Genomic DNA, 26,535 nt, shown 5'->3' on the forward strand with positions numbered 1-26,535 from the left:
ATTTATATTATATGTGTTATATTATATCACGCAACTTAAAATATGTGTTATAATATATGTCGACCTTATTTATTATATATTGCCCTTTTATTACTTTCAATATCGAAAATTTATTTCGTCTTTACAAATCTTTAAAAGGATTTTACTTAACATAATTAGGTATTATATGCAAAAACTTAACTTCACAAATCGTTGTTATAATTATAAATATTGTGTCATAATAATACTTATTGTATAACAAAATATATGTATTCTATTAATATACTTTTGTTGTTTCTTCTCCCATAAGAAACCTGTAAGCACTTTCAGCTAATGATTGCATTTCATCTTCACCAGGCATATCTACAATTCTTGCTATCCACCGTACCCTATCTTTAATAAAATCTGTAAGTAATTTTGAATATGCCATATTTCCTGTAAATATTATTGCATCTGCTTTTCCTTTTAAAACGGTTGCCGCTGAGCCAATCTCCTTTGAAACTTGGTACGCCATTGCCTCATAAACTTCAAGGGCGTACTCATCGCCATTTTTTATCATCTCCTCAGCCTGAAGTCCGCTGCTTGTACCTAAATACGACATTAAACCGCCATTCCCGGTTACTTTTTTAAGCATTTCCTGCATTGTGTATTTTCCGCTGTAACACATTTTTATTAAATCTCCAACCGGAACACTGCCTGCTCTTTCGGCTGAAAACGGACCATCACCGTCCAAGGCATTATTGCCATCAATCATACGTCCCTTGCAATGGACTACTACTGATATTCCGCCTCCCATATGTACAATAATTAAATTTAAATCTTCATATTTAATACCGATTAATTCACTGTATTTACGGGATATTGCCTTATGATTTGTAGCGTGGAACGAACTTATTCTCTCTATTTCTTTAATTCCTGAGTACTTTGCCAAATTTATAAACTCATCGTTAATTGGCGGGTCAGCAATAATAGCCGGTATATTATACATTTGTCCTAATTCATAAGCAATTTTGCATCCAATCCCTGCAGGATGAACTCCTGTTCTTTCGCTTTTAATATCATCCAGCATTTCCTCACATATTTTATAGATACCGCTTGATAATGGCTTACAGTTACCGCCTCGTGCAATTATACAATCGAATTTATCGATACTAATTCCTTTTTTCTCTAAAAAATCAAGAAGAACATTAGTCCTTAACTCTAATTGATCCATCGTATGTTTAAATTGTTTTATTGTTTCAACTTCATGCAATATAGATTCTTTAATAATCGGTATTGTATTTTCAAAAATAGCAATTTTAGTTGATGTTGAACCTAAATTTAATACAAGTATTCTTTTAGACAAAATTTTCACCCTTTCCTTTTAAATAATTATGTAATACAATATTAATATAAAAACAGCAACTTATTATAATACTATAAATTGCTGCTTTATTTTTATTATACTGTTACAACTGTGGAAGAAATAAAGTCCCTAACAGGTTCATCCCCTCGAAGTCCTTCAAATGCGCCCCTCGCCAATGACTCCATTTCATTTTCACCCGGATATACCACAATAGGAGCAATGAATTCACATCTATCTTTGATTTTTTGTACTATGCTTTTTGAATGTGCTATACCGCCGGTTACTAATATTGCATCTATTTTACCACATAAGACGGTTGCACATGAACCGATATTTTTGCATACCTGATAAACCATTCCGTCTAAATACAACGCAGCTTTTTCGTCATGTTTTGCATTGCTTTCAATTGTTTTTACATCACTTTCTCCAAGATATGCCATTAGTCCGCCATTTCCGTTAATCATTTTCTTAACTTCTTTATATGTATATTTACCGGAGAAACACAATTTAACTAAGTCTCCTACAGGCAGAGCTCCTGTACGATTTGTTGAATAAGCTCCATCGCCTTCTAATCCGTTATCTCCGTCAATCATTCTTCCTTTACGATGCGGTGCAACAGATACTCCTCCACCTAAGTGAACAACAATTAAGTTTAATTCATCATATTTTAACCCATTTTCTCTTGCATATCTTTTTGCGGTGGCTTTGTGGCTCAAAGCATGGAAGCTGCTCCTTCTTTCAATTATAGGATGTCCCGATAATCTTGCCAACGGTTCAAACTCATCTGTTACAGGAGGGTCAACTATGAGAGGTACGGCCTTGATAGTTTCACACATTTCATACGCAATTTTACTCCCTAAATCGCATGGATGCTGTCCATACAATCCGCTTGCCTGCTGTTCAAGCATTTCTTCACATACTCTGTAAACTCCGCCTTCCAATGGTTTTGTATGTCCGCCCCTGCTTACTATAACATCTAATTCATTTATATCAACATTGTTTTCCGACATAAATTTTTTAATATAATTTTCACGATATTTGTTTTGTTCCATAAAATGATTAAATTGTTTAATCTCTTCTGCAGGATGCTCTATATTTGTTTTTACTATGCATGCTTCATCTTCATAATAAGCAATTTTAGTAGATGTTGACCCCAAATTTAAAACTAATATCTTATACATAAGTCACCTCTTTTAAAGTATAATTACGAAGAATATGCTGCCAATGCAATTGAAAGAAGCTTTCCTTCAGTTGATTCGGTTCTTGATGTAAATACTATGGGAATTGCCGCACCAACTGTAGCAGCTATAACAGTTTTCTTAGCTATATAAGTTATTGACTTAGTTAAAGTATTGCCAACCGTCAAATTAGGAACAACTATAATATCCGCATTTCCTGCAACAGGACCTGATATACATTTTTGTTTAGCAGCCTCTGAGGATACAGCGTTGTCAAATGCAAATGGTCCGTCCACCATGCAGCCCTTAATTTGTCCTCTGTCAGCCATTTTGCTTAATACTGCTGCATCTATAGTATCCTGCATATCAGGATTTACTACTTCAAGAGATGCCAATACAGCAACCTTAGGCATTTCGTTACCAAGCTTATGAGCTAAATCAACAGCATTTTCGAGGACTTCTTTTTTACCTAATAAGTCAGGATTAACTGTTATGGCACAATCTGTAATAAACAACAAGCCATCTTTATTCTCCTTTTCCAAAACGGAAATTTGAGTAATATGCCTGCCTGTATTTAATCCTTTTTCTTTATTTAATATTGCTTTTAAGAATACGGAAGAATGAAGCATTCCTTTCATTAAAGAACCGGCTTTTCCTTGTACTATAAAGTCTACCGCCAAATCAGCAGCTTTTTTATGGTCCTTTTCATCTTCTAAATCCGATTTTATGTTTAATCCATTTTCTTCTATAATTTTTTTCATTTTATTTATATCACCGATTAATATAAATTCTGCCAAATTTAAATCTTCAGCTTTTGCAATAACTTCTAATACTTCTAAATCATCTGCGGCAACTACGGCTATTTTTCTTGATTTTTTTTGTTTTGCCAATTCTATTAAATGTTCAAAATTCTTAATCAATTTAATACCTCCTTAATGTTAATTTATCTCTTTTAACGTTATGTAAATATTATCTTACATCATCCCGAATGTAATGAAGGACCTCATGTACTTATTAATGAGATCCTTCGGCTTCGCTTCAGGACGACAAAGGTAAAGCTCTTTATCATCAATACGGGAACTTTAGTTCTCTGGTATTATTTTACACCAAGAATAAAATTACTTGCGGTAAAAAAGTTATGATCATCAATGCTATTACCATTGCTAACAAGAACCACCATACCTTGCCGGAGACGGCCTGTACACTTAATTTAGATACGTTGGCAGTAGTAAATAAACATACTCCAAACGGTGGTGTAACTAATCCTATGGCTGTATTAACAGTCATAATGATGCCAAAGTGAACCAAATCAACGTTTAAGAATTGCATTATCGGAAGTAACAATGGAGTAGCTATAAGTATGATTGATCCGGTTTCCATAAAACAGCCTGCTACTAACAAAATAAAGTTAATAATCAACAGCAACACAAATTTGCTGTCAGATAAAGCAAGCATAGATTCCATTATAATTTGCGGAATTCTTTCATATGCCATTACCCATGAAAATAATGTTGCATTTGCTATAATAAACATTATCCTTGCTGCTCCTAATGCCGAACTCATAAATATTCCCGGTAAATCTTTAAAAGTTAATTCTTTAAATACAAATAACCCAACTAAAAGTGCATAAATAACTGCTACAACGGCTGATTCCGTAGGAGTGAAAATTCCGCCAAAAACTCCGCCAACTATTATAAACGGAGTACCTAAAGCCCATAACACTTCTATAACATCCTTTGATGAATAGTTATTGTCTGCCGCTACGGCTGCTTCGGTTTTAACATGAGTGTTTTCTAATCTGTCAGCTCCCTTATATCCGTATTTTTTGCTTATTAAATAAGCAGTTAACATAAGAGCACCGCCTAAAATAAAGCCGGCAGGAAAACCTGCTTTATACAAATCCGCTATTGATGTTCCGGTCAAAACACCATATTGAACGAATGATATGCTTGGCGGTATAATAACACCTATTGGTGCTGCACTGGCTATAACCGCAGCAGAAAAAGCTTTATCGTACTTTGCCGCTACCATTCCCGGAATCATAATTCCGCCTATTGCTGCTGCTGTTGCAACTCCGCTCCCGGAAATAGCGGCAAAAAACATGCTTACTATAATTGCAACGATGGCAAGTCCGCCGGTTCTGTTGCCAACAGCTCTATTAGCCAGTCTTACGAGCCGGTAACCGATTCCACCCTTACCCATTAAATCTCCGGCTAATATAAAGAAAGGAATTGCAAGCAATGCAGTAACATCAACCCCTGCAAATAACCTTTGCACGACTATTTGTACCTTAATACCTTCTGCCAATATATATATAATTGAAGACAGTCCCACAGTAATTGCAATAGGTACACCTACAATTAGCAAAACACCTGTCAAAGCAAAAAACATACCTGTAGACATTACATACCTCCTTAATTACTCGTGAACTTCTTTAGCGATTATATAGTTTTGCAAAAATATAGTCACTAAATGAATCAACATTATTATCATTGCTATTGGTATAACACTGTAAACTATATTCATTGGAATCATCATGTTTGGTGATTTTTGAAGCTTTGCAAATTCTAAAGCACCAAAACCGATCCAACTTAATAAAACACAATAAGTTGACGCTAATATACTCTGAATAATACCTAATAATTTTTTTGGAAGCCCGTTTAAAATTTCATCTAAGGCAGTAACTGATACCTGGCTTCCATCCTTTGCGGCACATGTAGCACCAAGAAATATAATCCATACGCACATATATCTAACTAATTCTTCACTCCACGATAAACCGGTTCCCATTACATGCCTTGCTATTACCTGACTGAATAATACAACTGTCATTATCATTAATAAAACTGAAATAATTTTTTTTATAATAGTATCTAAAAGATTGCTAACAGACAGAATAATTTTCATGTTTCCTCCTTGTTCCCGTTTATTTGTTAAGCTAAGATGATTACTAAAATCATCTTAGCTTAAGTTAGAATAATTTTAACTATCTTAATTCTTCTATTGCTTTAAAATACTTATCAGTATTTGTTTGAGCAAATTTATCATAAACAGATTTAACCATATCTCTCATAGGAGCTCTGTCAATTTCATATACGTTCATTCCTGCTGCTTCCAGCCTTCCTAAGAAATCTTCTTCAGCTTTCTCTTGCTCTTTAGAAATTTGAATAGTTATTTCTTTTGCTGTTTCTTTAAATAGTTTTTGATCTTCAGCACTTAATGTATCCCAGAACATTTTTGATGCATGTGCCGTAGTGAATGCAAAAATGTGTTCTGTTAAAGAAACATTATCTTGTACTTCATAAACACGTTCGTTATTGATTGTTGCTATTGAGTTTTCATGTCCGTCTATAGTACCTTGTTGTAAAGCAGTAAATACTTCACCCCACGACATAGCTTGAGGAGCAGCTCCTAAAGCTGTAAATGTATCAACGAATATAGGACTTTCTATAACTCTTATTTTCATACCTTTCAGCCCTTCAACCGATTCGATGGCTTTTCCGGAATTAGTTACACTTCTCGGTCCTCTTGCAATAAGTCCGAATGTTACAATTCCTGCACCTTCAGTTTCTTTATACAATTCTTCCGCTGCATCTGATTCTAAAAATCTATATACATGTTCCCAACTATCAAATAAGAAGGGTAAATCTAATGTTTGGAATGCAGGTACGAAATTACCCATTGGAGAAGATGTAATTACTGCTAAATCCACTGTTCCATATTGCAATCCCTCTGATAATTCTCTGTCTTTTCCTAATACACCTGCAGGGTAAAGTTCAACTTCAAATCTTCCGTTTGTTTTTGATTCTATAGCTTCTTTATATCTTAAAGCGAACATATGATATGCATCATCCGGTAATTCAGGTGACATATGAGCAAGTTTTATTACAGTTGCTTTACCGCTTGGTTGATTATTAGATGCTTGATTATTGTTATTTGCAGGTTGAGAAGTATTTCCTCCACCGCCGCATGCTGTTCCTAAAACCATTAGTATTACAAGAATTATTGATAAAGTTGCAGTTTTAAATTTCATAATATCCTCCGTATTATATAATTAAATTTTCATAATTTTTTTGAATCATGCTTACAAGTTTATAAAGAACGTTCGTTACCGGTACATCAATGCCTAATTTTTCTGCTTCTCGTACAACAGCACCGTTGATAAACTCAATTTCCGTCATTCTGTTTCCAAGAACATCCTGCATCATTGAAGGCATATGCTCTGCATGTTCAACAAAATCTAATTCAATAAGCTTTATAACATTTTCTGCATTTGCATTTATATTTTTTGCATTAGCTACAGAAATAGCTTCTTTAGCTATTGAACGGGCAAGTTTCTTGCCCTCGTCTGTTTTGCCCACGTCGCCAAGTTTTAACCTTGAAGCTGCTGTCAAAGCATTGCATGCTGCATTAAAGGCAACCTTCTCCCAAATTGAAACAAATACATCCTCTGTAATGATACAATTAAAGCCTGCCTCGTTTAACATCATTTCGATCTGTTTTAATTTTTCTGTAACTTCTCCGTTACAGCTCATAATTTTTGTAGTTCCTTTTCCTAAGGATCTGACATTTCCGGGTTTGAGTAAATCGCTCGGAAAATTTGTTGTTCCGATAATTATTCTGTCTGTTGGCACAAATTCTTTGATTACCTCATCATTTCCTAAACCGTTTTGTAATGATAGAACCATTGTTTCAGGTCCTATTATTTCTTTTAAAGATGACAAAGCTGACTTAGAGTGAATTGTTTTAGTAAATAAAATTATCAAATCAGGCTGCTCAGTAACATCATGTGCAAATTTAGCTTTAATTGTTATATTCCTTTTTCCTTCGGCTGTTTCTAAAGCTAATCCGTTTTTATTAATTTCATCCACCTGTGACCTTGATACATCAACTAAGATTACATCATTGCCCTTCTCTTTTAAGAGACCTCCATATAAGCATCCCATTGCACCTGCCCCTAAAACTAACGTTTTCAATGTTCACTCTCCTCCCTTGCAGAAAATTTCTTAACATTAAGCAGTTGCATGCGCATCGGTTTCAATATTCATATTTTCAAGCTTCTTTATATATCTGTGATAATATCTCACCGTATAGTCCTGAAGTTCAACTTTTTGTTCTTCAGTCAAATGCTTAAATCTACCTTGCATTTCTATATACTCCGTAATAGGTTTTAGTTCCTTAAGCTTACTGTTTATAGTTACGCGGCCATCTTCATATTCAAAAAGAATCCAGCTTCCTGTTTGAACTGCTAATCTTGCCAATTCTACCGATTTAGCAGGATCATATCTCCAACCTGTAGGACATGGAGTTTGAATGTGAATCAATGATGGTCCGTCTGTTTCCATAGCTTTTTTAAGCTTTTTCTTAAAATCATTTAAATTATGTATGGAAGCTGTTGCTGCGTAAGGAATGTCATGAGCTATAGCAATTTCCATTAAATTTTTTCTGCTTGTGAGTTTTCCCGAAGGTGTAGTTGTAGTGCTTGCAAAATAAGGAGTAGAACTGCTTCCTTGTATTCCTGTATTCATATAAGCTTCATTATCATAGCATATATACATTATTTTATCTCTTCTTTCTAAAACACCTGATAATGCTTGTAAGCCAATATCGACAGTTCCGCCATCACCTGCAAATGCTAATACTGTGGTATGATAATTTCCCTGTGCATTCAAGGCTGCTCTCACACCTGCTGCACATGCTGCTGTATTTTCCAGATTACCTTGAAATCCTGCTATTTTCAGCCCTGACTCATTTCCATATCCGGAAAATAATGCCGAACATCCAGGTGGTATCAATACTACTGTATCCTCACCCAATACCGACATAACATTTCTCATTATCAACTCCATACCGCAACCGGCACATGCACTAACTCCATGAGATACTAACCCCTTAGATTTGTGTTGTATATCAAACATTTTTAGTCACCTGCCTTAATCCCATTGGATTTTCTTTAAGGTCAATCCATTCTGTATGTGTTTTTCTTTTACCTTCTTTAATTTCTAAAAGCTCATTATATATTTTTTCAATATTATCGATTGTTACGTCTCTTCCGCCAAGACCGCCAACATAATGCCTAATGTCACAATTTTCATTCATCATTAAAGCAGAAGTTTCACTCCACACAGGACCGCCTTGTCCACCTAATCCCGCACTTCTGTCAAATACTCCGATTACTTTTTTTCCTTTTAGAACTTCTTTCAGCTGTTTTATCGGGAACGGTCTGAATACTGTAACTTTTGCTAATCCGACTTTTTTGCCCTCTTGTCTCATTTTATCTACTACATATTTTGCAGTACCGCACATTGAGCCAAGTGCAACTAATACAACATCTGCATCCTCGGTTTTATATCCTTCTACAATATGCAGCTTCCTTCCGAACTTTTCTTCGAATTCCTTTTCTATTTCTTCGATAACATCAATAGAATTATCCATTGCATATTTTTGCTGGTATCTCATTTCTGTAAACTCATCAGAGCCGGTTAAATCACAGCAAAACATTGGATCTTCAGGATCAATATATGTATTTTTTCTTATATATGGCCCAATAAAATCATCAACTAACTTTTGTTCAGGAACTTTTGCCTTTTGCATAGAATGAGATAAAAAGAAACCATCTAAACAAACCATTACAGGTGTTAATACTCTCTCATCTTCTGCAACTCTATATGCAAGCAATGTAATATCTAATACCTCTTGAACGTCCTGACAATAAAATTGAAGCCAGCCCATATCTCTTTGCGCCATAGCATCTCCGTGCTCACACCATAACGTCCAGGGAGCAGCCACACCCCTGTTAACAACCGGCATTACAATCGGCACTCTGTTTCCGGAAGTCATACTTAAAATTTCATGCATTAAAGCCAGTCCGTTAGAAGCGGTGGCCGTTGCCGCTCTCACTCCGGTTAATCCTGCCGTCGTTGCAACAGATAACGCAGTGTGTTCAGATTCAACACGTACGTATTCAGCTTTTAATTCCCCTTCAGCAACCAAATCAGACAATTTTTCCGAAATAGAACTTTGCGGAGTTATTGGATATGCAGAAATTACTTGAACTCTGGCAAGCTTCATGGCCTCTACCGCAGCTTCATTTCCGTCAAGCATTTTAAAAACCATTATTCTTCACCTCTTTCCGGTATCATTTTCATACATTTAGCAGGACATTCATTCACGCAGATCCCGCAGCCTTTACAATAATCAAAATTCACTACTACACATTCTGCTCTGTCTTTATAAACATCTATAACGTTAGTCGGACAAAATCTTTCGCATGTACCGCATTTTATACATTTTTCGTAATCAATAACAGGTCTTTCTAACCTCCAGCTTCCTGTGTTTGAGCCTGCAAAAATTGTAGCAACAGGTCCAAGAACTCTACATTTTTTTAATTCTTTCGTATGCTTCTCTTGCTGCTTTTGCATTTTTTTCACCCGCCTTTTCTCCAAATGATTCTCTAATTGTTTTTTCAATTGATTCTATGGTTAAAAGGCCAGTCCCAGCCATAGCTCCCAACATAGATCCGTTTGGTATACCTCTACCGATATTTTTTAAAGCAATTTGTGTACCATCTACGTAATAAATTTCTTTAAAGTTATATTTTTTATATGTATTAAGTACATTTACATCTTCAGTATTTAAAATTAAAATACTATTCTCATGTATACCTTGGGAAATATCTATACCCTTGTCTATAATAGTACTATCCATTACTAATACAATATCAGGATGGTAAACAAAAGAATTTATAAGCACAGGCTTTTCATCAACAATGATACTTGTATTTACAGGTGCCCCACGTCTCTCATGACCATAGGCAGGTACCGTAATGGCATATTTATCTTCATACAACGATATTGCTTCAGAAAATAATTTGCCTGCTGTTACAACTCCTTGTCCCCCTAACCCATAAAATTTAATACTAATCATATTTGCTTGTCCCTTCTTTCCCATTTTTTATTAATACAACCACAAAATTTAGTTAATAATATAAAAACGTTTTTATAATTAGTATTATAAATTCAGCGAATACGTTTGTCAAGAAATTTTTCTATATAGTATACGTCGTTTCTTTTATAGAAACAATACGCATAATTTAACATGTTTTGGACATAAAAAAATGCAGTAAACATTAACTGCATCTCTTAGATATTATTAATATTAATTCTCCTTATAACCTAAAGAAACTGATACCTCATGTGCTGTTTCCTTCATTGATTTGATAAGCTCTTCCTTATTGTTATTCATTCTCATATAGGTTCCCGATATACTGATTGCTGCTATGGTCTGTCCGGTCAAATCTTTTATGGGTGCGGCAAAACAAACTAATCCGTATTCACTTTCCTCATCATCTTCGCTGTATCCCTGCTCTTCAACTTTTTTTAACATTTCTATAAGTTTTTCGTAGTTTGTAATTGTATGCTCAGTGAATTGTTTACAATCATAAGTTTTTAATCTCTCTTCTAATTCTTCGTTTAGCTTGCTGGCTACTAAAACTTTGCCCATGGCTGTTGCATAAAACGGTAATTTATAACCTACTCTTGATGCCATTTGTATTGTGTTGTTGCTTGCTTCCTTTGCCATGAAAATAACATTTAGATCGTTATCCAATATACCTAAGTGAGTTGTTTCATTATGTTTGTCCCTAAGTTTTTGCAAAAATGGTCTTATCAGCGTAAAAATATTTTGTTTTTCTAAAACAATAGCACCATAATGGGCAAATTTGATACCCAGCTTATACTTTGAATCAGATGTTTTATGAACAAAACCTTTTTTTTCAAGCGTATAAAGCATTCTAAATACACTTGCTTTTCCAAAATTTGTAGCTTTGCTGATTTCAGATACTCCCATTTCATCATGGAAGCTGAGCAAATCTAAAATTTCCAAAGTATTGTTAACAGAACTCATTAAATATTTATCATCATCGTTAATCATTTCAACCTCTATAGTTAAATAATAGTTATTTTCTGCGAATTGTATTTAATATATTAGTACAAAATTCATGGATTCCGAAACATTATAACACATAAAAATCTAATTTAACAGTTTTTTTATTAACTATTTTAACTAAACAAAGTAAAATTATATAAATCTATTTATATCAACGTTCATAAATTTAGATCTATTAAATTTTTCTTTTAAATTAAATGGTACGGTACAGTCAAAAATTGTTTTGCAGGACATTCCTTTATCCTTTAACAGAATATTATATTCAGGGCTTTGAGACGGATCTAACGGATGACATCTGACACCCGGTATAAATATTGTATCAACATCACCTTGATATCTTGTATTCATTGACCATAAAACATCATTTGTGTCAAAAGGGTCTACGTCTTCACTTACTATAATAATATGCTTTAATTCCGGAAATGCGGAGAAAGCCAATAAAGCAGCCTGTCTTTGCCGACCTTCGTCAGATTGCTTAAGTTTTTTAAACTGCAATATAGCCATATATTTTCCGCCTCCGGAAGAATGTGCGTATACATTTAACAATCTTCCGGGCATCGCCTTTTCTATCATTTGGATTACACTTGCTTCTGTTGGTATACCGGCTAAATTCACATGCTCTTCGCTTGGTCCTATAATAGTCTGCATAATAGGATTTTTTCTGTGGGTAACAGCTTTAACTCTGATAACCGGTGTTTTTTCTATTGCTTCACCGGTATATCCCGGAAATTCAGGCATTGCCTTCCCTGTATTTGTATTTTGATCTTCTCTTACGTATCTCCCCGGAATTAGTTCTCCTTCTATTACATATTCTGCGTTTGCAATAGCTTTTTCATTTATTGTTAAGCAATTTACCAATTCTACCGGTTTATTTCGTATTGCCCCTGCTATACTGAGCTCATTGAATCCTAAAGGAGTAGTGGGCGGCTCAAAACAAGCAGCTATTTCAACAGCCGGATCTGCACCTATACTGATAGAAATCGGCAGCGGCTTTCCCTCTTTTTCTGCTTTTTCCCGAAAAACATCCAAATGTCTTGCACCGGGAACAAAATACATAGAAATTTCATCTCTACTTTGTAAGCATAATCTATGTATTGTAATATCGGATTCTCCTGTTTCTATGTCAGATGCATAGCACATACCCATAGTTATATATGGACCTGCATCTTCCTCTGTATTTGTTGGCGCCGGAACTAATTTTCTTATATCAAATCCCGGCTCATCTGCATAATGAACCACTTCCTGGCACTTTGCAAGCTTATTGGAAATCACTATAGGATCTATAGGATTTTTAACTGATTCGTTTAACAGAAATCCTAATTTTTCCGGTTTTGTATCAAGCATAATACCTACTCTTTCTCTGCTTGCCAATAGTCCGATTATAACTCTTGCATCTTCATGTCCTTTTACATTGTTAAATATCATCGCAGGACCTATTTTCGTGGGGCGCATAACTGTTCCTCCTGCCCCTATATGACGGTATACACCTGACAATTCAGCCATAGGATTTACCGGTTCATTCGTCTCAATTAATTGACCCGGAATAGTTTTTAACAAATCTATTGCAGATCTTAAATCTGTTACTTTATTCATAGCTACCTCCTGAAAATCATTTAACATTATGTTAATGTGTATAGCAGCTATACTGTCAATATTAAAATTAATATTTTTCTACATGTATCTGTAATTGGCAAAAATCAACATCGGTACTGCTTTTGTAAAATGTACTGTCAAGTATGCATTCATCTATAATATCACCGATAATCGTATATTCATTATCTTCTATCCATTTTAAAAGAGAATTTAAATATTCTTTTTGATATGGCATTCCATATTTGTACATACACGCATATTTGCCTTCCGGAAGCGTAACGGCATCTTCCAATTTAGAGTCATCAGCATTGTTGTTTAAAATTATATAAACGCCGGCTCCTTCAAATATATTGCTTTTCTTAATACTGTTTTTCAGGATAATTGTGCCGAATCTGTTAGAAGACTGCATCTTGTTAATTTCAAGCATATTCCATGCCTTCATCATTGTAATATGAAGCTCTTCCTTGCATAATTCGTTCTCATAAGGAAGAAACACAACTCTTCTCTTGGGAAAATACTCTATTGTGGGTAAATATAATTCTTGATTGTTGTCTTCAGCTTTTTCATAAGCTTCAATTCGATTTTCTATTGAATCATATATTGTCAGCATTTTTTGTATTTCCTTACCTAAAAAATCTTTATGATATCTCAGCAAGGAAATTGATGAATCAAGATTCCTGTTTTCTATGTGCTTTTTTATATATTTTAGCTTTATTCCCACAGATTTAAGATAACAAATTTCTCTTAAAAAAGGAATTTGATTAAAGCTGTAATAACGATATCCATTTTCATCAACAACCATTGGTTTAAATAGACCAATCTTATCATAGTGAATAAGGGCCTGTCTGGAAATGCTGTGAATTTTAGCCATCTCACTAATTGATAATAAACCCTTCAAAAATACTCCTCTCCTTCCAGTCAACCATCGCCTTATTTAATTAGAACTGATATAATGATCCTTAATATTGGTTTTAACATATTCTTTAATATATTCTTCAAAAAATTTAACCGTGGGTATCTTATTTATATGTTTTTTTGTAACAAAGAAAACTTCCCATTTTGGCCCACCAGCTTCAAATGGTATTGCATCAATATCAACCATCGGCATATCTTCTACCGCGAAATCTACCGTAACTGCAATTCCGAAACCTTGCTGGCACAATTTATGGGCAAGGCTCAGTTCAGTTGTTTCAAATACGATGGTAGGGCTAAAGCCTGCCTTCCTGCAAGCATTTATAAAATTGTGATGAATTTTAAACTCACTGTTTTCTATTATAATTTTTTCATTACGTAAATCATTTAAACTGATTTTATTTTTATTAAACAACTTATGGTCTTTCGGAATTAAGACCATAGGATCATAAGATGCTATTAATACACTGTCAAATTGCTCACTGTTAATTGGACCTTTAATCAATCCGCAATCGGCATCACCGTTCCATATTGCATTTTCAGCTCTGAAATCTGAATATTCCCACCACTTTAAATTTATATTAGGTGCCTTTTGTCTAAAATCAAATAAAAACTTCGGTGAAAATGCTGCTATAACTCCGTATGCTGAGGCCAAATTTATTTGTCCTGTAATATTCTGAATATTATTGAAATAATTACTTATTTCTTCTAACTCTGATATTATATGTCTTGCTCTTTCCATTAACAATTCCCCATATTCAGTCAGAGTTAAACCGTTAGCAGTCCTGTAAAAAAGAGGAATATTTAATTCTTGTTCCAGATTTATAATAATTTTACTTAACCCTTGAGGTGTAATATATAATGCCTTAGCAGCTTTTGTAATGCTGCCGTCACGACATACCTGCAAGAAACTATTTAAATCTTTTGTATCCATATTAATCCCTCTCATTTTTTCGTTATTTCATATAATAGCAATAAGTACCTTCAGAAAATATTTTTTGCACATTTCCATCGTCCTCACTTTATGTCAACTTATTTAATACTATATCATAATATCATTTTATGCAATATAAAAAGCGGACCGACATGCTCAGCATTAGTTAATAATAGCACAAAACCGTTGATTTCTCAACGGTTTTTCTTAACATCTTCAATTATACGATCCAATAGTATATTTACATTATCAATCATTTCATGAAATTCATTCTGTTTGATATTATCTATATGGGCTCCTATACTGACTGTTACGGTACAATCAAGAGCCGTTGCCAGCTTTTTTGCAGTTTTATATGCTAATTCGTCTTCTCTGTGTCCCTGAACACAAATTACACTTGTTGATGCCGTTCTTTTTTCCCCGTCTTTATATTCAAACCTTGGCACAGCAACGGAAACGGCTCCAATATGATATTTTTCTCCGCCTCCTATTGTAACACTTAAATCATTTCCGCAATTTACAACGATTGCTTCAATAATGCACTTTCCTGTTCCTTCACTTAATTTAAAACTCCGAATCATCTTTTATTCCTTCCCAAGCTTTGAATTTCTCATGATCAAGACCAAACTGCATAAGTATTTTACCGATTATGTGGTTAATCTGTTCTTCTATCGTTTGAGGATTGTTATAAAAGGTTAGTAATGGCGGAATTATTACACAGCCCAAATCAGAAGCTTCTTTCATATTTCTTATATGTAATTTTCCAAAAGGCATTTCACGAGGAACTAATACAACTTTTCTGTTCTCTTTTAAACAAACATCTACCGCACGAATAAGCAGATTTTCTGCATACCCGGTTGCTATACCTGATAATGTCTTCATGCTGCATGGTATAACAATCATACCATCTGTTTTAAATGAGCCGCTTGAAATAGAAGCTGCAAGATTTTTATTGCTATATACAAAATCAGCTAATTTTCCCACATCTTCAATTTTTAAATCAGTTTCAAGCGCGAATGTGACTTTAGCACCTTCGGATATAACCAAATGAGTTTCACATTCAGGATAAACCTTTAATGCCTTTAACATATGGTATCCCAAAACAACTCCGCTGGCTCCGGAAATTCCAATTACTAATCTCATAACTTCTCCTTAACTATATGTTTTTCAATTATTTATTGCTGTGAATTCTATTTTTTCAAGGGCGGTATTGGCGGTATTACACCCATATTTGCAATTTTATTATCGTCTAATTTAAATTTCTCCATAACTACAGGGCTCTCAGTCGATCGCCATGAATAACAGCATTTTTCACATACATAAACTTCCCAAACATTACCTACAGGAGAGTTTGCCATTTTTCTAACCTTATCTGAGCCACATCTATAACATTTCATAATTTACCTCCGATTATATATATTGATTTTTTAATAATTCTTTCAGCTTTTCTTCCCATTCTTTCGTTCCATCCGGAGGATCTAACAATTGTGTTTCTCGAGGATTTGGTTCCGGCGGAACAGGAGTTGTAGCATCTATAATCATTTTTGTATGCATTCCCGGAGGATTTGTTGATGGATCAAGAGGCATACCAGGACAGTTTTCAATTAGAGAAACGTCTTTGCCGGGGTGAACTCTTGTTGTTAAAGCCCACATTACCTGTTCTAAGTTAAATGGGTCAACAAATTCATCAACTACTATAACTATCTTTGAATATGGCATCCCATGCGGTGTAGACAGCAGTCTGAAGGCAACACCCTTTGCATATCCCCCATAGCGAACCTTAGTTGATATTATAACACCGATTCCATGTGTGTACATAGCATTAACCGCAACAACTTCAGGCATTGTTTCCTTTAATTGCTTATATAGAGGTACACTTGTATTTAGTGCCATTAAATAATCTATTTCCGTCCATGGAATACCTAAATACAAATTCTCAAAAATCGGGTTTGTTCTATGAGTAATTCTATCTATTTGGACTTCACATTGCAAGCGTGCACCCGAATATGATCCCGGGAATTCACCGAAAGGTCCTTCAACTGTTCTGACTCTCGGAATAATATGACCTTCTAAAACAACCTCTGAGCCGGCAGGAACATATAAATGATCATACAAATCTGTCTTAACTATATCCGTTGGTACTCCATCCTGCAATGCTCCGACAAATTCATATTCGTTTTGATTATATCCAACCGGTGTACTTGCCATAAACGTTATCAAAGGATTATTTCCAATAGTAATTGCAATAGGTAATGGTTTGTTTTCAGCTTCCGCTTTTTCTAATTGTACTGCAATATCATGCATAGCAAGAGCTTGAATACCGACTCTATCCTTATCCTTTACCTGTATACGATAAGTACCTACATTCAATTTGTTAAAATCATCAGGATATTCCGGATCTGCTGTTACTACGGAAGCTTTAGATATATAAAATCCTCCATCCTGTTCATTTATTCTGTATAACGGTAGAATTTCGAATAAATTAATATCTTTATCTATAATGTTTTCCTTACATGGTGCATCTTCTCTTTTTACTACATTAGGAGGCACAGGGTACTTGTCCCATCTTCTGTTTAGTTCATAGAATTGGTCCTTGGTTGAAGTATTCTTATCAAGACCTAACATAAGAGCGTGATTTTGCCAGGAACCATGAACATTCGTTACTACAGAATACTTGTATCCCTTTATTTTTTCAAAAAATATCGCTGGTTGATTTTTACCTAAATTTGCAGCAGCACGACCGGCTGCGGCTATATCCGGCTCCGGGTTAACTTCTTCTTTAACACGAATAAGTTGTCCTTCTGCCTCAAGCACTTCCAAGAATTCTCTTAAATTCTTATATACTTTAGCCATAATATACCTCCACTTATAATATCTTAAGTTTAATTATATTAAAGCTTATAAAAAAAGGGTATCAACTATCTTTTTATAGTATCAACCTTATTTTTATACTATTTATTAAATTTTGATATATTAATTATCTGCTCTTTCTATATAAAAAATATGACATAGTCATACTTACCACAGGACAAATAAAGCACAGCACTGCAAATGGTGCATATTGTGCCGCAGTTATTCCCATAATGGGCTTAATTAAAAACGAGTTTATGTTCCAGGGCATTAATGGAGCCACAATTATTCCGGTATCGGAAATAGTTCGTGTCAGCACCGTTAGATCAAGATTTAATTCTTCATACTTATCTCTTAATATTTTACTTGGTAATATTATTCCGGCTGTTTGGTCACAGGAAGCAACAGTTAGCAGACTGCTCATTATTCCTGTACGCCTTACCAAAGTAATTTTATTGTTTATTCCGTTTACCAGCTTCTCCATTATCGGCAGAAGTATATTACCTTTTTCAAAAAGTTGAACAAGTACTATAGCGCCTATTACAATGAGTATTGCCTCAATCATTGATATCATCCCGCCGCTGACAAGAAGTTTATTTAACTCGGCAGAAGGAGTATTCCCCTTATACCCGAATAATATAGACATAATTATTGCTTTGATATTTGAGCCCTGAAAAAGTATGCTCAATATCGAACCCACACCTACTCCTATTGAAAAAGTTATTATTGAGTTCAAGCCTGCTATTGACAATCCTAAGACTATAACGGGCAATATCAATAAATAAGGCGATGTATTGAAGCCCTCAGATATTGCTTCTCTATACAATATTAGCTTGCTGTAATCACCTGTTGTATAATTTAATCCTATTACATAATACACCGCAGCAGTTATAATTATAGTTGGGATTAATGTAACTATCATTGTTTTAAATATATCCTTGTAGCTTTTACCGGTCGTAGTTATTAATAAATTAATCAGCCCTGACAATGGTGAAATTTTATCGGCTATGAATGCCCCCGATACAAGCATACCAACAACCAAATTCTGTGGAATTCCAAGTCCCATACCAATTCCGCTCAAGGAAATACCAACTGTGCTCATGGTTCCTATGGCAGTACCCATAAACAAGGATACTATCGCCATTATTAAAAAAGCGGCAAATAAAAAATTAACACCTTCCATATATGAAAAGCCATAATACATAATTGCGGGAACAACTCCCGAAGCCATCCAGATAGAAGTCGTAGCACCTATAAATAATATTACTATGATTAAATTTTTTACTTCATAAACAGATGTTAGAATAGTTTTAATTAAATCCTTTAATATATATCCGCTTTTTGTAAGAACAGCTACCGTTAATACAATCCCTGCCAGAAAACCGTAATACAAAGGTATGGACATAATTATAGAGCCGATTATAAAACCAAGACATATTATCATTAATGAAATATTGTTAAGTGCTAATTTTTTAGTTTCCAAGATTTACACCTCTGTTAAAAAATTAAATAGTACAATATGGGTAAGAATATTGCAGGCAGCATGTTGCCGACCTTGATACGCTTAATTTCAAGAAAATTAAGCCCTATTGCCATTATTAAAACGCCACCAACGGCCGTCATTTCTGTAACAACAACATCACTTAACAATGATTGCATAAACTGCGCCAAAAGTGTTATGGTCCCTTGATATATTAATATGCTTAAAGCCGATAATACAACACCTATTCCCATAGAAACAGCCATTGTAATAGACATAATGCCGTCAAGAAGTGCTTTAGAGAATAATATTTCATGGTTTCCCGTTAAACCGCTTTGTATGGCTCCCACTATTGCCATAGAACCAACACAATAGATAAGTGTGCATGTAACAAAACCAAGAGTAACGTTACTGTCTTTATTCTTCATCTTACTTTCAACGTACTCCCCAAGCTTATCCAATTTTCCTTCAATATTAATAAATTCTCCTATACCGGCTCCGATAATAACCGACATAATCAAAAGAGTAAGATTTTCTCCAACTAAGCTTAACTTGATGCCAACAGCTATAACGGCTAAACCTGACGCTTTTAACAGAGCTTCGTTAAGCTTTTCAGGAATAACATTTTTAAAAAAGATACCTATAAGTCCACCGACTATTACTGCCACTGCATTTACAATTGTCCCTAACATATGTCCCTCTTAATAGTTTTCAATAAATTTTTTTATTTCCAATGATGCTTTATATGCATCATTTTTTGACGCTGATTTTTCTTCCACAGCTTCATTAACAGCTTCTTTTAATGTGTAGTTCTTATTAATGAGTTTGTCAAATATAACACCGTGGATACTCACCTTCATGCCCGCCTCTTCTTTTTCAACGTAATCATTGTTATGTCCCACAACGACGTACTCGCCTTTTTCAACCTCATTGTTATTTTTAAGTATATCTAAAACCTCTTCTATATTACCGTAAAATGAACTTTCATGAAGTTTTGTAAGCTCCTTTAAAACACATATGGTTAAATTAGGCATCTGTTCCTTTAACATTTCAACTAAGTTGATTATTCTCTTAGGTGACTCATATATTACAAATGTTTTTATGGGATTATTAAATATATTACTTATTGCAGCTTCTAATTCACTTTTTTTTCGAGGCAAAAAACCAAAAAAAACAAACTGATAAGTATCTATCCCTGCAACAGATAGAGCAACAGTCAGTGCAGATGCCCCCGCCAATCCTATTACCTCAATACCTTCCTCCCTTGCTCTTTTAACAAGCTCAAAACCCGGATCAGATATGCATGGTGTTCCTGCATCGGTCACTAAAGAAACCGTCTTGTCTTCATTCAGGATTTCATTGATAATTTCTTCCGTTCTCTGCTTTTCATTGAATTTGTGGTATGATATCTGATTTGTCTTTATATCAAAATAATTTAACAGCTTTTGCGTATGCCTTGTATCCTCAGCTAAAATAAGGTCACTTTCTCTTAATGTTTCTACGGCTCTTTCCGTCATGTCCTTAAGGTTGCCTATCGGCGTGGGCACTATGTATAATTTGCTCATAGCAACTCCTGTATCTTAATACTAAACGATTCTTAAATAATATTTTCAGTAAATTATAGCATATAAAATGAGAAATAAAAAGCAAAATTAATTTATTGTCAAATATGAAAATCGGGTATATACTTAGTATTTGTTATTTTAATATTTATATCAGAAATAGGGGTAGTAAAGTGAACAAGGAAATAAATAACGACTTAGGAACCGCAGGTGTAGGTAAGCTTCTTTTTAGCTTATCGATACCTTCAATAACGGCACAGTTAGTCAATATGCTATACAATATTATCGATAGAATTTATATAGGACATATGGAGGAAATTGGCCCCTTAGCACTTACCGGTGTTGGTATAACCATGCCCATTATAATGATTATTTCTGCATTCAGCAGCTTAATCGGTATGGGTGGCGCACCAAGAGCTGCAATTAAAATGGGTGAAAACAATTATGATGAAGCAGAAAAAATATTAGGCAACTGTTTTTCTTCTCTATTAGCAATATCAGTTACATTGACTGTCCTTTTTTTAATTTTCGGCGAAAATCTTTTATGGATTTTTGGTGCCAGCGAAAAAACAATAGAATACGGTCTTAAATATTTAAATATTTATGTTTGTGGTACAATATTTGTACAATTAACGCTTGGATTAAACAGCTTTATTTCTACACAGGGATTCGCGAAATTCAGCATGATTACTGTTATTATCGGTGCAGCTGCTAATATAATTCTTGACCCGATATTTATGTTTGGGTTAAATATGGGGGTAAAGGGAGCTTCAGCTGCAACTGTTCTATCGCAAGCATTGTCAACATTTTGGGTGTTAAAATTTTTGACCGGAAAAAAATCAAAACTAAAAATTCGCAAAAATTACTTAAAATTTGATAAATCAACATTAATCCCGGTTTTATTGCTTGGAATATCCCCATTTATTATGCAAAGTACAGAAAGCTTATTAAACATAGCTTTCAATACTTCATTGCAAAAATACGGCGGAGATACAGCAGTCGGTTCAATGACAATTTTAACAAGCATTATGCAAATAGTACATTTACCAATTGTAGGCCTTACTCAGGGAGCACAGCCAATAATCAGTTATAATTATGGCGCAAAGAATAATGACAGAGTTAAAAAAACATTTAAATTACTATTTAAAAGCGCATTTATTTACTCAACATCTATTTGGATATTAATTATGGTTTTTCCCGGGGCGTTTATATTTCTCTTTACAAGCGATCCGGCTCTTAAGGAATTTACCATGTGGGCAGTACGAATATATTTAGCTACAGCTTTGGTTATTGCTGCACAAAACTCATGCCAGCAAACCTTCGTTTCATTAGGGCAAGCAAAAATATCTATGTTTTTAGCTTTATTAAGAAAGATTGTTTTACTGATCCCATTAATTTTTATTTTGCCGTATTTCTTTGAAAACAAGGTTTTTGCAGTATTCTTAGCAGAGCCAATTTCAGATTTTATTGCTGCTTCTGTTACAACAATGACCTTTATTCTAAGTATTAACAGGATTTTAGAAACTAATGAATCACTCAGATAAAAAAGTTCAATCTGCTTAAGTCGCAGATTGAACTTTTAAATTATGTTAAATGTAAATAACCATATTGCGAACATTAGGTTAGCAAAATTCCACCCATAATCAATAATATCTATTTTATCATTCTTTTTCTTAAGCAGAGTATTCATAATTCCTGCCACACCTAATATTACAATTAACCATCCGAATACCATAATCAAAGCCGAATACTTCAAAATGGAGTAATTTATTATTCCCCTATACAAGAAAATAAATAATGCGACTAAGGCAAGAAGCTGAGTTAAAGGACTATATATATTGAAAGCTTTCTTTAGCCGCATACCATTAATAAAATATATAACCGATAAAAGAACAAATAACAAAGGAATAAATAATTGTATTGTTTTGTTTTGCCAAAATGGAAGCTGTGAATATGTTACAGCCGATTCTGTAGCAATGAACAATTTATCGTTCTTTTCAATAAATTGTATCGTACCTATCAGTGAAGAATAGGTATTGTCACCTATCAACTTCATTTTTTCTCCGTTTAACAAAAAAACTCCTTTAGATTCACTGATTTTTATAATCTTACCTGGTATTATATAACTCAAAATTCTTTCTTGAGTTTTAAAACTTGACCAATTGTTTACATAAATCCCTCTTATGTCAAACTCATTCTTTATATTATTAGTCTTCTTATCTTCATATTTTCCGTACAATAAATCAGTTGCCTTTTTCATGACTGCATTTATTTCATTTTCAGGCACATAGGTATTAAAAGATAAGAAAACACCTGTGTCTGTTTCCGGATATAATGCAATTCGAGTATAGAAGTGTAATGTTTCTCCCTTTTTGTCATAATAGATTTTATTATTTCTTTCTTTCCTGTTCCATACGTATCCTCCGCCTTCCAATTTTTCAGACATGGAAAATTGTTTGATAAAAAGCTCCTTTTTATACTCTCCCGATAAAACTCTGTTATCTTGATTATTTAACAGCCACATCATATATTTTGCCATATCTTGAGCCGTAGATACGGCAGAGCCCTCAGGATACAAATTTATATACGGCTCTATGCCCTCATTTCCATTAGGCAGATATGCTTTAGATACGTAGGCAACATCATGCATATATTCATAAGTGGTGTCGTTCATATTCAACGGCATAAAAATTCTTTCCATACAAAACTTCGAAAAATCAACGTCTGTAATTGATTCTATTACATAAGCGGCAAGAGCTATTCCATAATTTGAATAAGAGGAAATCTCTCCCGGCTTATACACCTGCGCAGGCATGTATTTACGAACACTTTCAGATAGTGGCTCCGTGTCGCTGACATTAGCAACAGCTATACCTGTTACCAATTCTTCAAACCCTGCAGTATGAGTAAGAAGCTGATGCATGGTTACTGGGTAGGTAAGCTTCGGAAAATCGGGCTTTAGATAAGCTGAAATATCAGTATTCATATCTAATTTACCTTCTTGGTTGAGTATTTGAGCTGCCGCAGCCACAAAGGTTTTAGAAACTGAACCTATACGAAATGCGGTAGTTTCGCCGTCAGCAGCTATATTGTTGTATTCATCAGCAAAACCGAATCCATTGCAAAAAATAATTTTATCGGATTTAGTTACGGATAATACTGCACCCTTTACTTTACCGTCTTCAATTAATTCATTTACCATACTACTAATCTCATTAATTAATTCCTTTCCTGCCGCAAAAGCAGGCATCGTTGAGATATACAAAACAATTAACAGTATTATTAAATTTTTCATAACTTTAAGCACTTATTTTCCCTCCAAATATTGATGAGGTTATTATATAACTCCAACCTAAAGCCACTATGTTTTTTACCTTAAATTTACCTTAAATTACCTAATAAATGAAAAAGCGACTTAAAAGTCGTTTTAGTCTACTGAAAAAGTCCCCCTGCTTCGTTGCCGTTCAGCCGGTCAATCCTCACGTATGTCTGAATACGCTGCGGTTGCCCGTCTTCCGGCGCCTTGCAGGATGAACTTTTTCAACAGCCTACCATCTTGATGACTTTGTCATTAATCTGAAGCGACTTAAAAATCGTTTTTGATTTTTTGAACACTAAATTTTATTAAAATTATTACATTTATAACAAAAAAACTCTTAAATCAGCTATTAGCATCTTTAAGAGTTTCATTTTCATAATGCCGTAGAAGGGACTTGAACCCCCACGGTGTTGCCACCAACGGATTTTGAGTCCGTCACGTCTGCCATTCCATCACTACGGCTTAACCACTTTAAAATATTAGCATATCTAATAATAAAAATCAAGTGATTTTTTTATAATTTCTTTAATAATAAAAGTGGCAGTATTTACTTTCTTAACATATCTGATTTTATGATAAAGCCGTTTCTATTCTATCCTCTTCTTCATAATCACCCATGTCAACCTTAGAGATTTTATCAAATTTTTTCTCTATTTTATTTGAAGTTATATGAATTTTATCAACATCATCAGAAACCTTTTTTATATCCTTTGCAAGAGAATCCCATCTGTCCTTATATAGCTTAAATTCTTTGCCTAATTTATTCAGCTCATCATGAATTATGCCTGCATATTTTTCTCTTTCCATATTTCTTAATACTACCTGTACCGTTGAAAGCACGGATAACAATGTTGTCGGTGATGATATCCATACTCTTTTAGAGCTTGCATAATCTATTAAATCCTGATGGTATGCATTTATTTCCGCAAAGATAGCTTCCGCCGGTAAAAACATAATTGCCTGTTCAGATGTTTTTCCATATATTATATATTTTGATGAAATATCGTTTATATGTTTTTTTACATTCGATTTGAAATCCCGTTCGTATTGCTTTCTTTCTGCTTCAGATATATTCTTATCTATCATTCGCTGGTAATTTTCAAGAGGGAACTTGGAATCAACGCAAATCATTCCCACAGGTTCCGGTATGTACAAAACAGCGTCTGCTACAGTATCATTAGGCAGCCTTTTTTGAATTTCATATATTTTATTGTTATTTTCTCCAAATATAGAAGTCAAAATATGATTTAACTGAACCTCTCCAAATGTACCTCTGCTTTTTTTATCAGTCAGAACATCCTGTAATGACACTATATCGGTTGATAAACTTTCAATTTTCTTCTGTGCTTCATCAATTCTTGAAAGACGCTCCAATATATTTACAAATGTTTTATTCGTTTTTTCAAATCCTTCATTTAGTCTTTCTTCTACACGCATGTTAATTTTATCAAGATTTTTACTTATTCTATCATTTAATGAAATGAAGTTTTCATTTAGTGTCTTGGATGTTTCACCGCTGAAATTCATGAACGCTTCAGTCATCTTATTTGTGTTTTTTTCCATTCTTTCAACTGTTTCAAGCTTGTTTGTAAGTATTTCTCTAAGCTGCTTTTGTTCCGAATCAGAAATCTTTTTAGATACCTGATCTATTAAATATAAATTATTCTGGCTTAAGTTGATTTTTAATTCAGATAAAATGCGATCTTCAAGTCCCTTATTCGATGATTTAGATAAAATTACAATACATAAAACAACTAAAATCACAAGCAATACTATTATTATAATTTCCATATCCGTCTCCCTTCGATTCCCACTTAATATTATACCAAAGCCGAACATTTGTCCACCAAATTTTCTCCGAAATATTATTAAATATATTAATGCAATCTTAACGCGTGTAAATAAACCTTTACATGATTTTTATATGTAGTATGGTACAATAATCCAATAAAAAATCAGGAGGTTCAAATGAATTTTGTTATTATTGCGTCTATTATAGCAATATTTTTCATCAATTTCTATTTTATTGATGAAATTTTTAAGATTGCTGAACCACCTGCTGAAAACACAGATAATATTTGTCATAAATCATTTAACAACGCGAAAACAGCTCTTATAAGCGGAGATATTGACATTTGCTATGAATTATCAGAACTGCTGAAGCAGCATAATGTATCTTCAATAATATCAAATGACAGAGAACAGCTTTGTCATCCATATCCGTATGATTATTTAGTAGTTGTGTATAGTTCAGATTTAGACAATCTAACAATTTGCTCAATTGGGATGAAAATGTTTGGAATAAATAATGTAATTTCTATTTGTAATAAACAATACAATAAAAGAATTTACGAAGAAAATAATATTCCTTATTTGTTCGGAAACAATTTGACAGCCTCTGACATTGTATATAAATTGTTAAATATTCATTAAAACA

General features: G+C 33.9%; 26 protein-coding genes and 1 tRNA gene. 2 read left to right on the forward strand and 25 right to left on the reverse strand.

Features of this window, described 5'->3' with window-relative positions; genetic code table 11:
• Positions 1-256: 256 nt before the first annotated feature.
• The 22 genes from buk (RT412_RS11955) to rsmI form a co-directional block, all read right to left on the reverse strand.
• Complete coding sequence (buk, locus tag RT412_RS11955) at positions 257-1,327, reverse strand: butyrate kinase (RefSeq protein WP_313344542.1); 1,071 nt, start codon at positions 1,325-1,327, stop codon at positions 257-259.
• A 92-nt stretch (positions 1,328-1,419) separates the two neighbouring features.
• Positions 1,420-2,505, reverse strand: coding sequence for a butyrate kinase (gene buk / locus RT412_RS11960; RefSeq protein WP_313344352.1), 1,086 nt, complete (start codon positions 2,503-2,505; stop codon positions 1,420-1,422).
• 23 nt (positions 2,506-2,528) lie between these two features.
• Positions 2,529-3,422, reverse strand: coding sequence for a bifunctional enoyl-CoA hydratase/phosphate acetyltransferase (locus RT412_RS11965; protein ID WP_313344349.1), 894 nt, complete (start codon positions 3,420-3,422; stop codon positions 2,529-2,531).
• Positions 3,423-3,603: 181 nt separating this feature from the next.
• A complete protein-coding gene (locus tag RT412_RS11970; protein ID WP_313344347.1) occupies positions 3,604-4,905 on the reverse strand; it encodes a TRAP transporter large permease in 1,302 nt (433 codons plus the stop codon).
• A 15-nt stretch (positions 4,906-4,920) separates the two neighbouring features.
• A complete protein-coding gene (locus tag RT412_RS11975) occupies positions 4,921-5,409 on the reverse strand; it encodes a TRAP transporter small permease (protein WP_313344344.1) in 489 nt (162 codons plus the stop codon).
• 79 nt (positions 5,410-5,488) lie between these two features.
• Positions 5,489-6,535: a TRAP transporter substrate-binding protein gene (locus tag RT412_RS11980; RefSeq protein WP_313344342.1), complete on the reverse strand. Its 1,047-nt coding sequence runs from the start codon at positions 6,533-6,535 to the stop codon at positions 5,489-5,491.
• Between the two features lie 13 nt (positions 6,536-6,548).
• Positions 6,549-7,478, reverse strand: coding sequence for a 2-dehydropantoate 2-reductase (locus RT412_RS11985; RefSeq protein WP_313344339.1), 930 nt, complete (start codon positions 7,476-7,478; stop codon positions 6,549-6,551).
• Positions 7,479-7,514: 36 nt separating this feature from the next.
• Positions 7,515-8,420: a thiamine pyrophosphate-dependent enzyme gene (locus RT412_RS11990; RefSeq protein ID WP_313344336.1), complete on the reverse strand. Its 906-nt coding sequence runs from the start codon at positions 8,418-8,420 to the stop codon at positions 7,515-7,517.
• Complete coding sequence (porA, locus tag RT412_RS11995) at positions 8,413-9,618, reverse strand: pyruvate ferredoxin oxidoreductase (RefSeq protein ID WP_313344334.1); 1,206 nt, start codon at positions 9,616-9,618, stop codon at positions 8,413-8,415. Before porA ends, RT412_RS11990 begins: the two co-directional genes overlap by 8 nt.
• Positions 9,618-9,923 carry a 4Fe-4S binding protein gene (locus tag RT412_RS12000; RefSeq protein WP_313344332.1) on the reverse strand — a complete coding sequence of 102 codons (306 nt, stop codon included), beginning with the start codon at positions 9,921-9,923 and terminating at the stop codon, positions 9,618-9,620. Before RT412_RS12000 ends, porA begins: the two co-directional genes overlap by 1 nt.
• Positions 9,877-10,428, reverse strand: coding sequence for a 2-oxoacid:acceptor oxidoreductase family protein (locus RT412_RS12005; RefSeq protein ID WP_313344328.1), 552 nt, complete (start codon positions 10,426-10,428; stop codon positions 9,877-9,879). Before RT412_RS12005 ends, RT412_RS12000 begins: the two co-directional genes overlap by 47 nt.
• A 231-nt stretch (positions 10,429-10,659) precedes the next feature.
• The gene (locus RT412_RS12010) at positions 10,660-11,433 is read right to left on the reverse strand and encodes an IclR family transcriptional regulator (protein ID WP_313344325.1); all 774 of its coding nucleotides are present in this window, start codon (positions 11,431-11,433) and stop codon (positions 10,660-10,662) included.
• 147 nt (positions 11,434-11,580) lie between these two features.
• Positions 11,581-13,041, reverse strand: coding sequence for a UbiD family decarboxylase (locus RT412_RS12015; RefSeq protein ID WP_313344323.1), 1,461 nt, complete (start codon positions 13,039-13,041; stop codon positions 11,581-11,583).
• Between the two features lie 67 nt (positions 13,042-13,108).
• Positions 13,109-13,939: a MerR family transcriptional regulator gene (locus RT412_RS12020; RefSeq protein ID WP_313344320.1), complete on the reverse strand. Its 831-nt coding sequence runs from the start codon at positions 13,937-13,939 to the stop codon at positions 13,109-13,111.
• Between the two features lie 36 nt (positions 13,940-13,975).
• The gene (locus RT412_RS12025; protein WP_313344317.1) at positions 13,976-14,887 is read right to left on the reverse strand and encodes a LysR family transcriptional regulator; all 912 of its coding nucleotides are present in this window, start codon (positions 14,885-14,887) and stop codon (positions 13,976-13,978) included.
• 194 nt (positions 14,888-15,081) lie between these two features.
• Positions 15,082-15,468, reverse strand: a complete 387-nt coding sequence (locus RT412_RS12030) for a hypothetical protein (protein ID WP_313344314.1) — start codon at positions 15,466-15,468, stop codon at positions 15,082-15,084.
• A complete protein-coding gene (gene shdB / locus RT412_RS12035) occupies positions 15,452-16,030 on the reverse strand; it encodes a 4-hydroxybenzoate decarboxylase subunit B (RefSeq protein ID WP_398439387.1) in 579 nt (192 codons plus the stop codon). Before shdB ends, RT412_RS12030 begins: the two co-directional genes overlap by 17 nt.
• A gap of 47 nt (positions 16,031-16,077) precedes the next feature.
• Positions 16,078-16,284: a non-oxidative hydroxyarylic acid decarboxylases subunit D gene (locus tag RT412_RS12040; protein WP_313344311.1), complete on the reverse strand. Its 207-nt coding sequence runs from the start codon at positions 16,282-16,284 to the stop codon at positions 16,078-16,080.
• Positions 16,285-16,297: 13 nt separating this feature from the next.
• Entirely contained in the window at positions 16,298-17,740 is a 1,443-nt protein-coding gene (shdC, locus tag RT412_RS12045; RefSeq protein ID WP_313344308.1) for a 4-hydroxybenzoate decarboxylase subunit C, read from the reverse strand.
• Positions 17,741-17,864: 124 nt separating this feature from the next.
• On the reverse strand, positions 17,865-19,220 hold the full coding sequence (locus RT412_RS12050) for a Na+/H+ antiporter NhaC family protein (protein WP_313344306.1): 1,356 nt from the start codon (positions 19,218-19,220) through the stop codon (positions 17,865-17,867).
• A gap of 14 nt (positions 19,221-19,234) precedes the next feature.
• The gene (locus RT412_RS12055) at positions 19,235-19,909 is read right to left on the reverse strand and encodes a DUF554 domain-containing protein (protein ID WP_313344303.1); all 675 of its coding nucleotides are present in this window, start codon (positions 19,907-19,909) and stop codon (positions 19,235-19,237) included.
• 9 nt (positions 19,910-19,918) lie between these two features.
• Positions 19,919-20,782 carry a 16S rRNA (cytidine(1402)-2'-O)-methyltransferase gene (rsmI, locus tag RT412_RS12060; protein WP_313344300.1) on the reverse strand — a complete coding sequence of 288 codons (864 nt, stop codon included), beginning with the start codon at positions 20,780-20,782 and terminating at the stop codon, positions 19,919-19,921.
• Between the two features lie 170 nt (positions 20,783-20,952).
• Here rsmI and RT412_RS12065 point away from each other — a divergent pair, with 170 nt between their 5' ends.
• Positions 20,953-22,323 (forward strand): MATE family efflux transporter, encoded by a 1,371-nt coding sequence (locus RT412_RS12065; RefSeq protein WP_313344298.1) that lies wholly within the window; start codon positions 20,953-20,955, stop codon positions 22,321-22,323.
• Positions 22,324-22,358: 35 nt separating this feature from the next.
• On the opposite strand, the gene RT412_RS12070 is transcribed toward RT412_RS12065, so the two are convergent.
• The 3 genes from RT412_RS12070 to RT412_RS12080 form a co-directional block, all read right to left on the reverse strand.
• Positions 22,359-24,086 carry a serine hydrolase domain-containing protein gene (locus tag RT412_RS12070; RefSeq protein WP_313371055.1) on the reverse strand — a complete coding sequence of 576 codons (1,728 nt, stop codon included), beginning with the start codon at positions 24,084-24,086 and terminating at the stop codon, positions 22,359-22,361.
• Between the two features lie 391 nt (positions 24,087-24,477).
• A tRNA-Leu gene (locus tag RT412_RS12075) sits at positions 24,478-24,560 on the reverse strand.
• A 108-nt stretch (positions 24,561-24,668) separates the two neighbouring features.
• Positions 24,669-25,889 (reverse strand): DNA recombination protein RmuC, encoded by a 1,221-nt coding sequence (locus RT412_RS12080; RefSeq protein WP_313344292.1) that lies wholly within the window; start codon positions 25,887-25,889, stop codon positions 24,669-24,671.
• A 177-nt stretch (positions 25,890-26,066) separates the two neighbouring features.
• On the opposite strand from RT412_RS12080, the gene RT412_RS12085 reads away from it, so the two are divergent.
• Positions 26,067-26,531, forward strand: coding sequence for a hypothetical protein (locus tag RT412_RS12085; protein WP_313344290.1), 465 nt, complete (start codon positions 26,067-26,069; stop codon positions 26,529-26,531).
• Positions 26,532-26,535: the final 4 nt, after the last annotated feature.

This window comes from Sedimentibacter sp., from assembly GCF_032080165.1.
In the GTDB taxonomy this organism is placed as follows: Bacteria; Bacillota; Clostridia; order Tissierellales; family Sedimentibacteraceae; genus Sedimentibacter.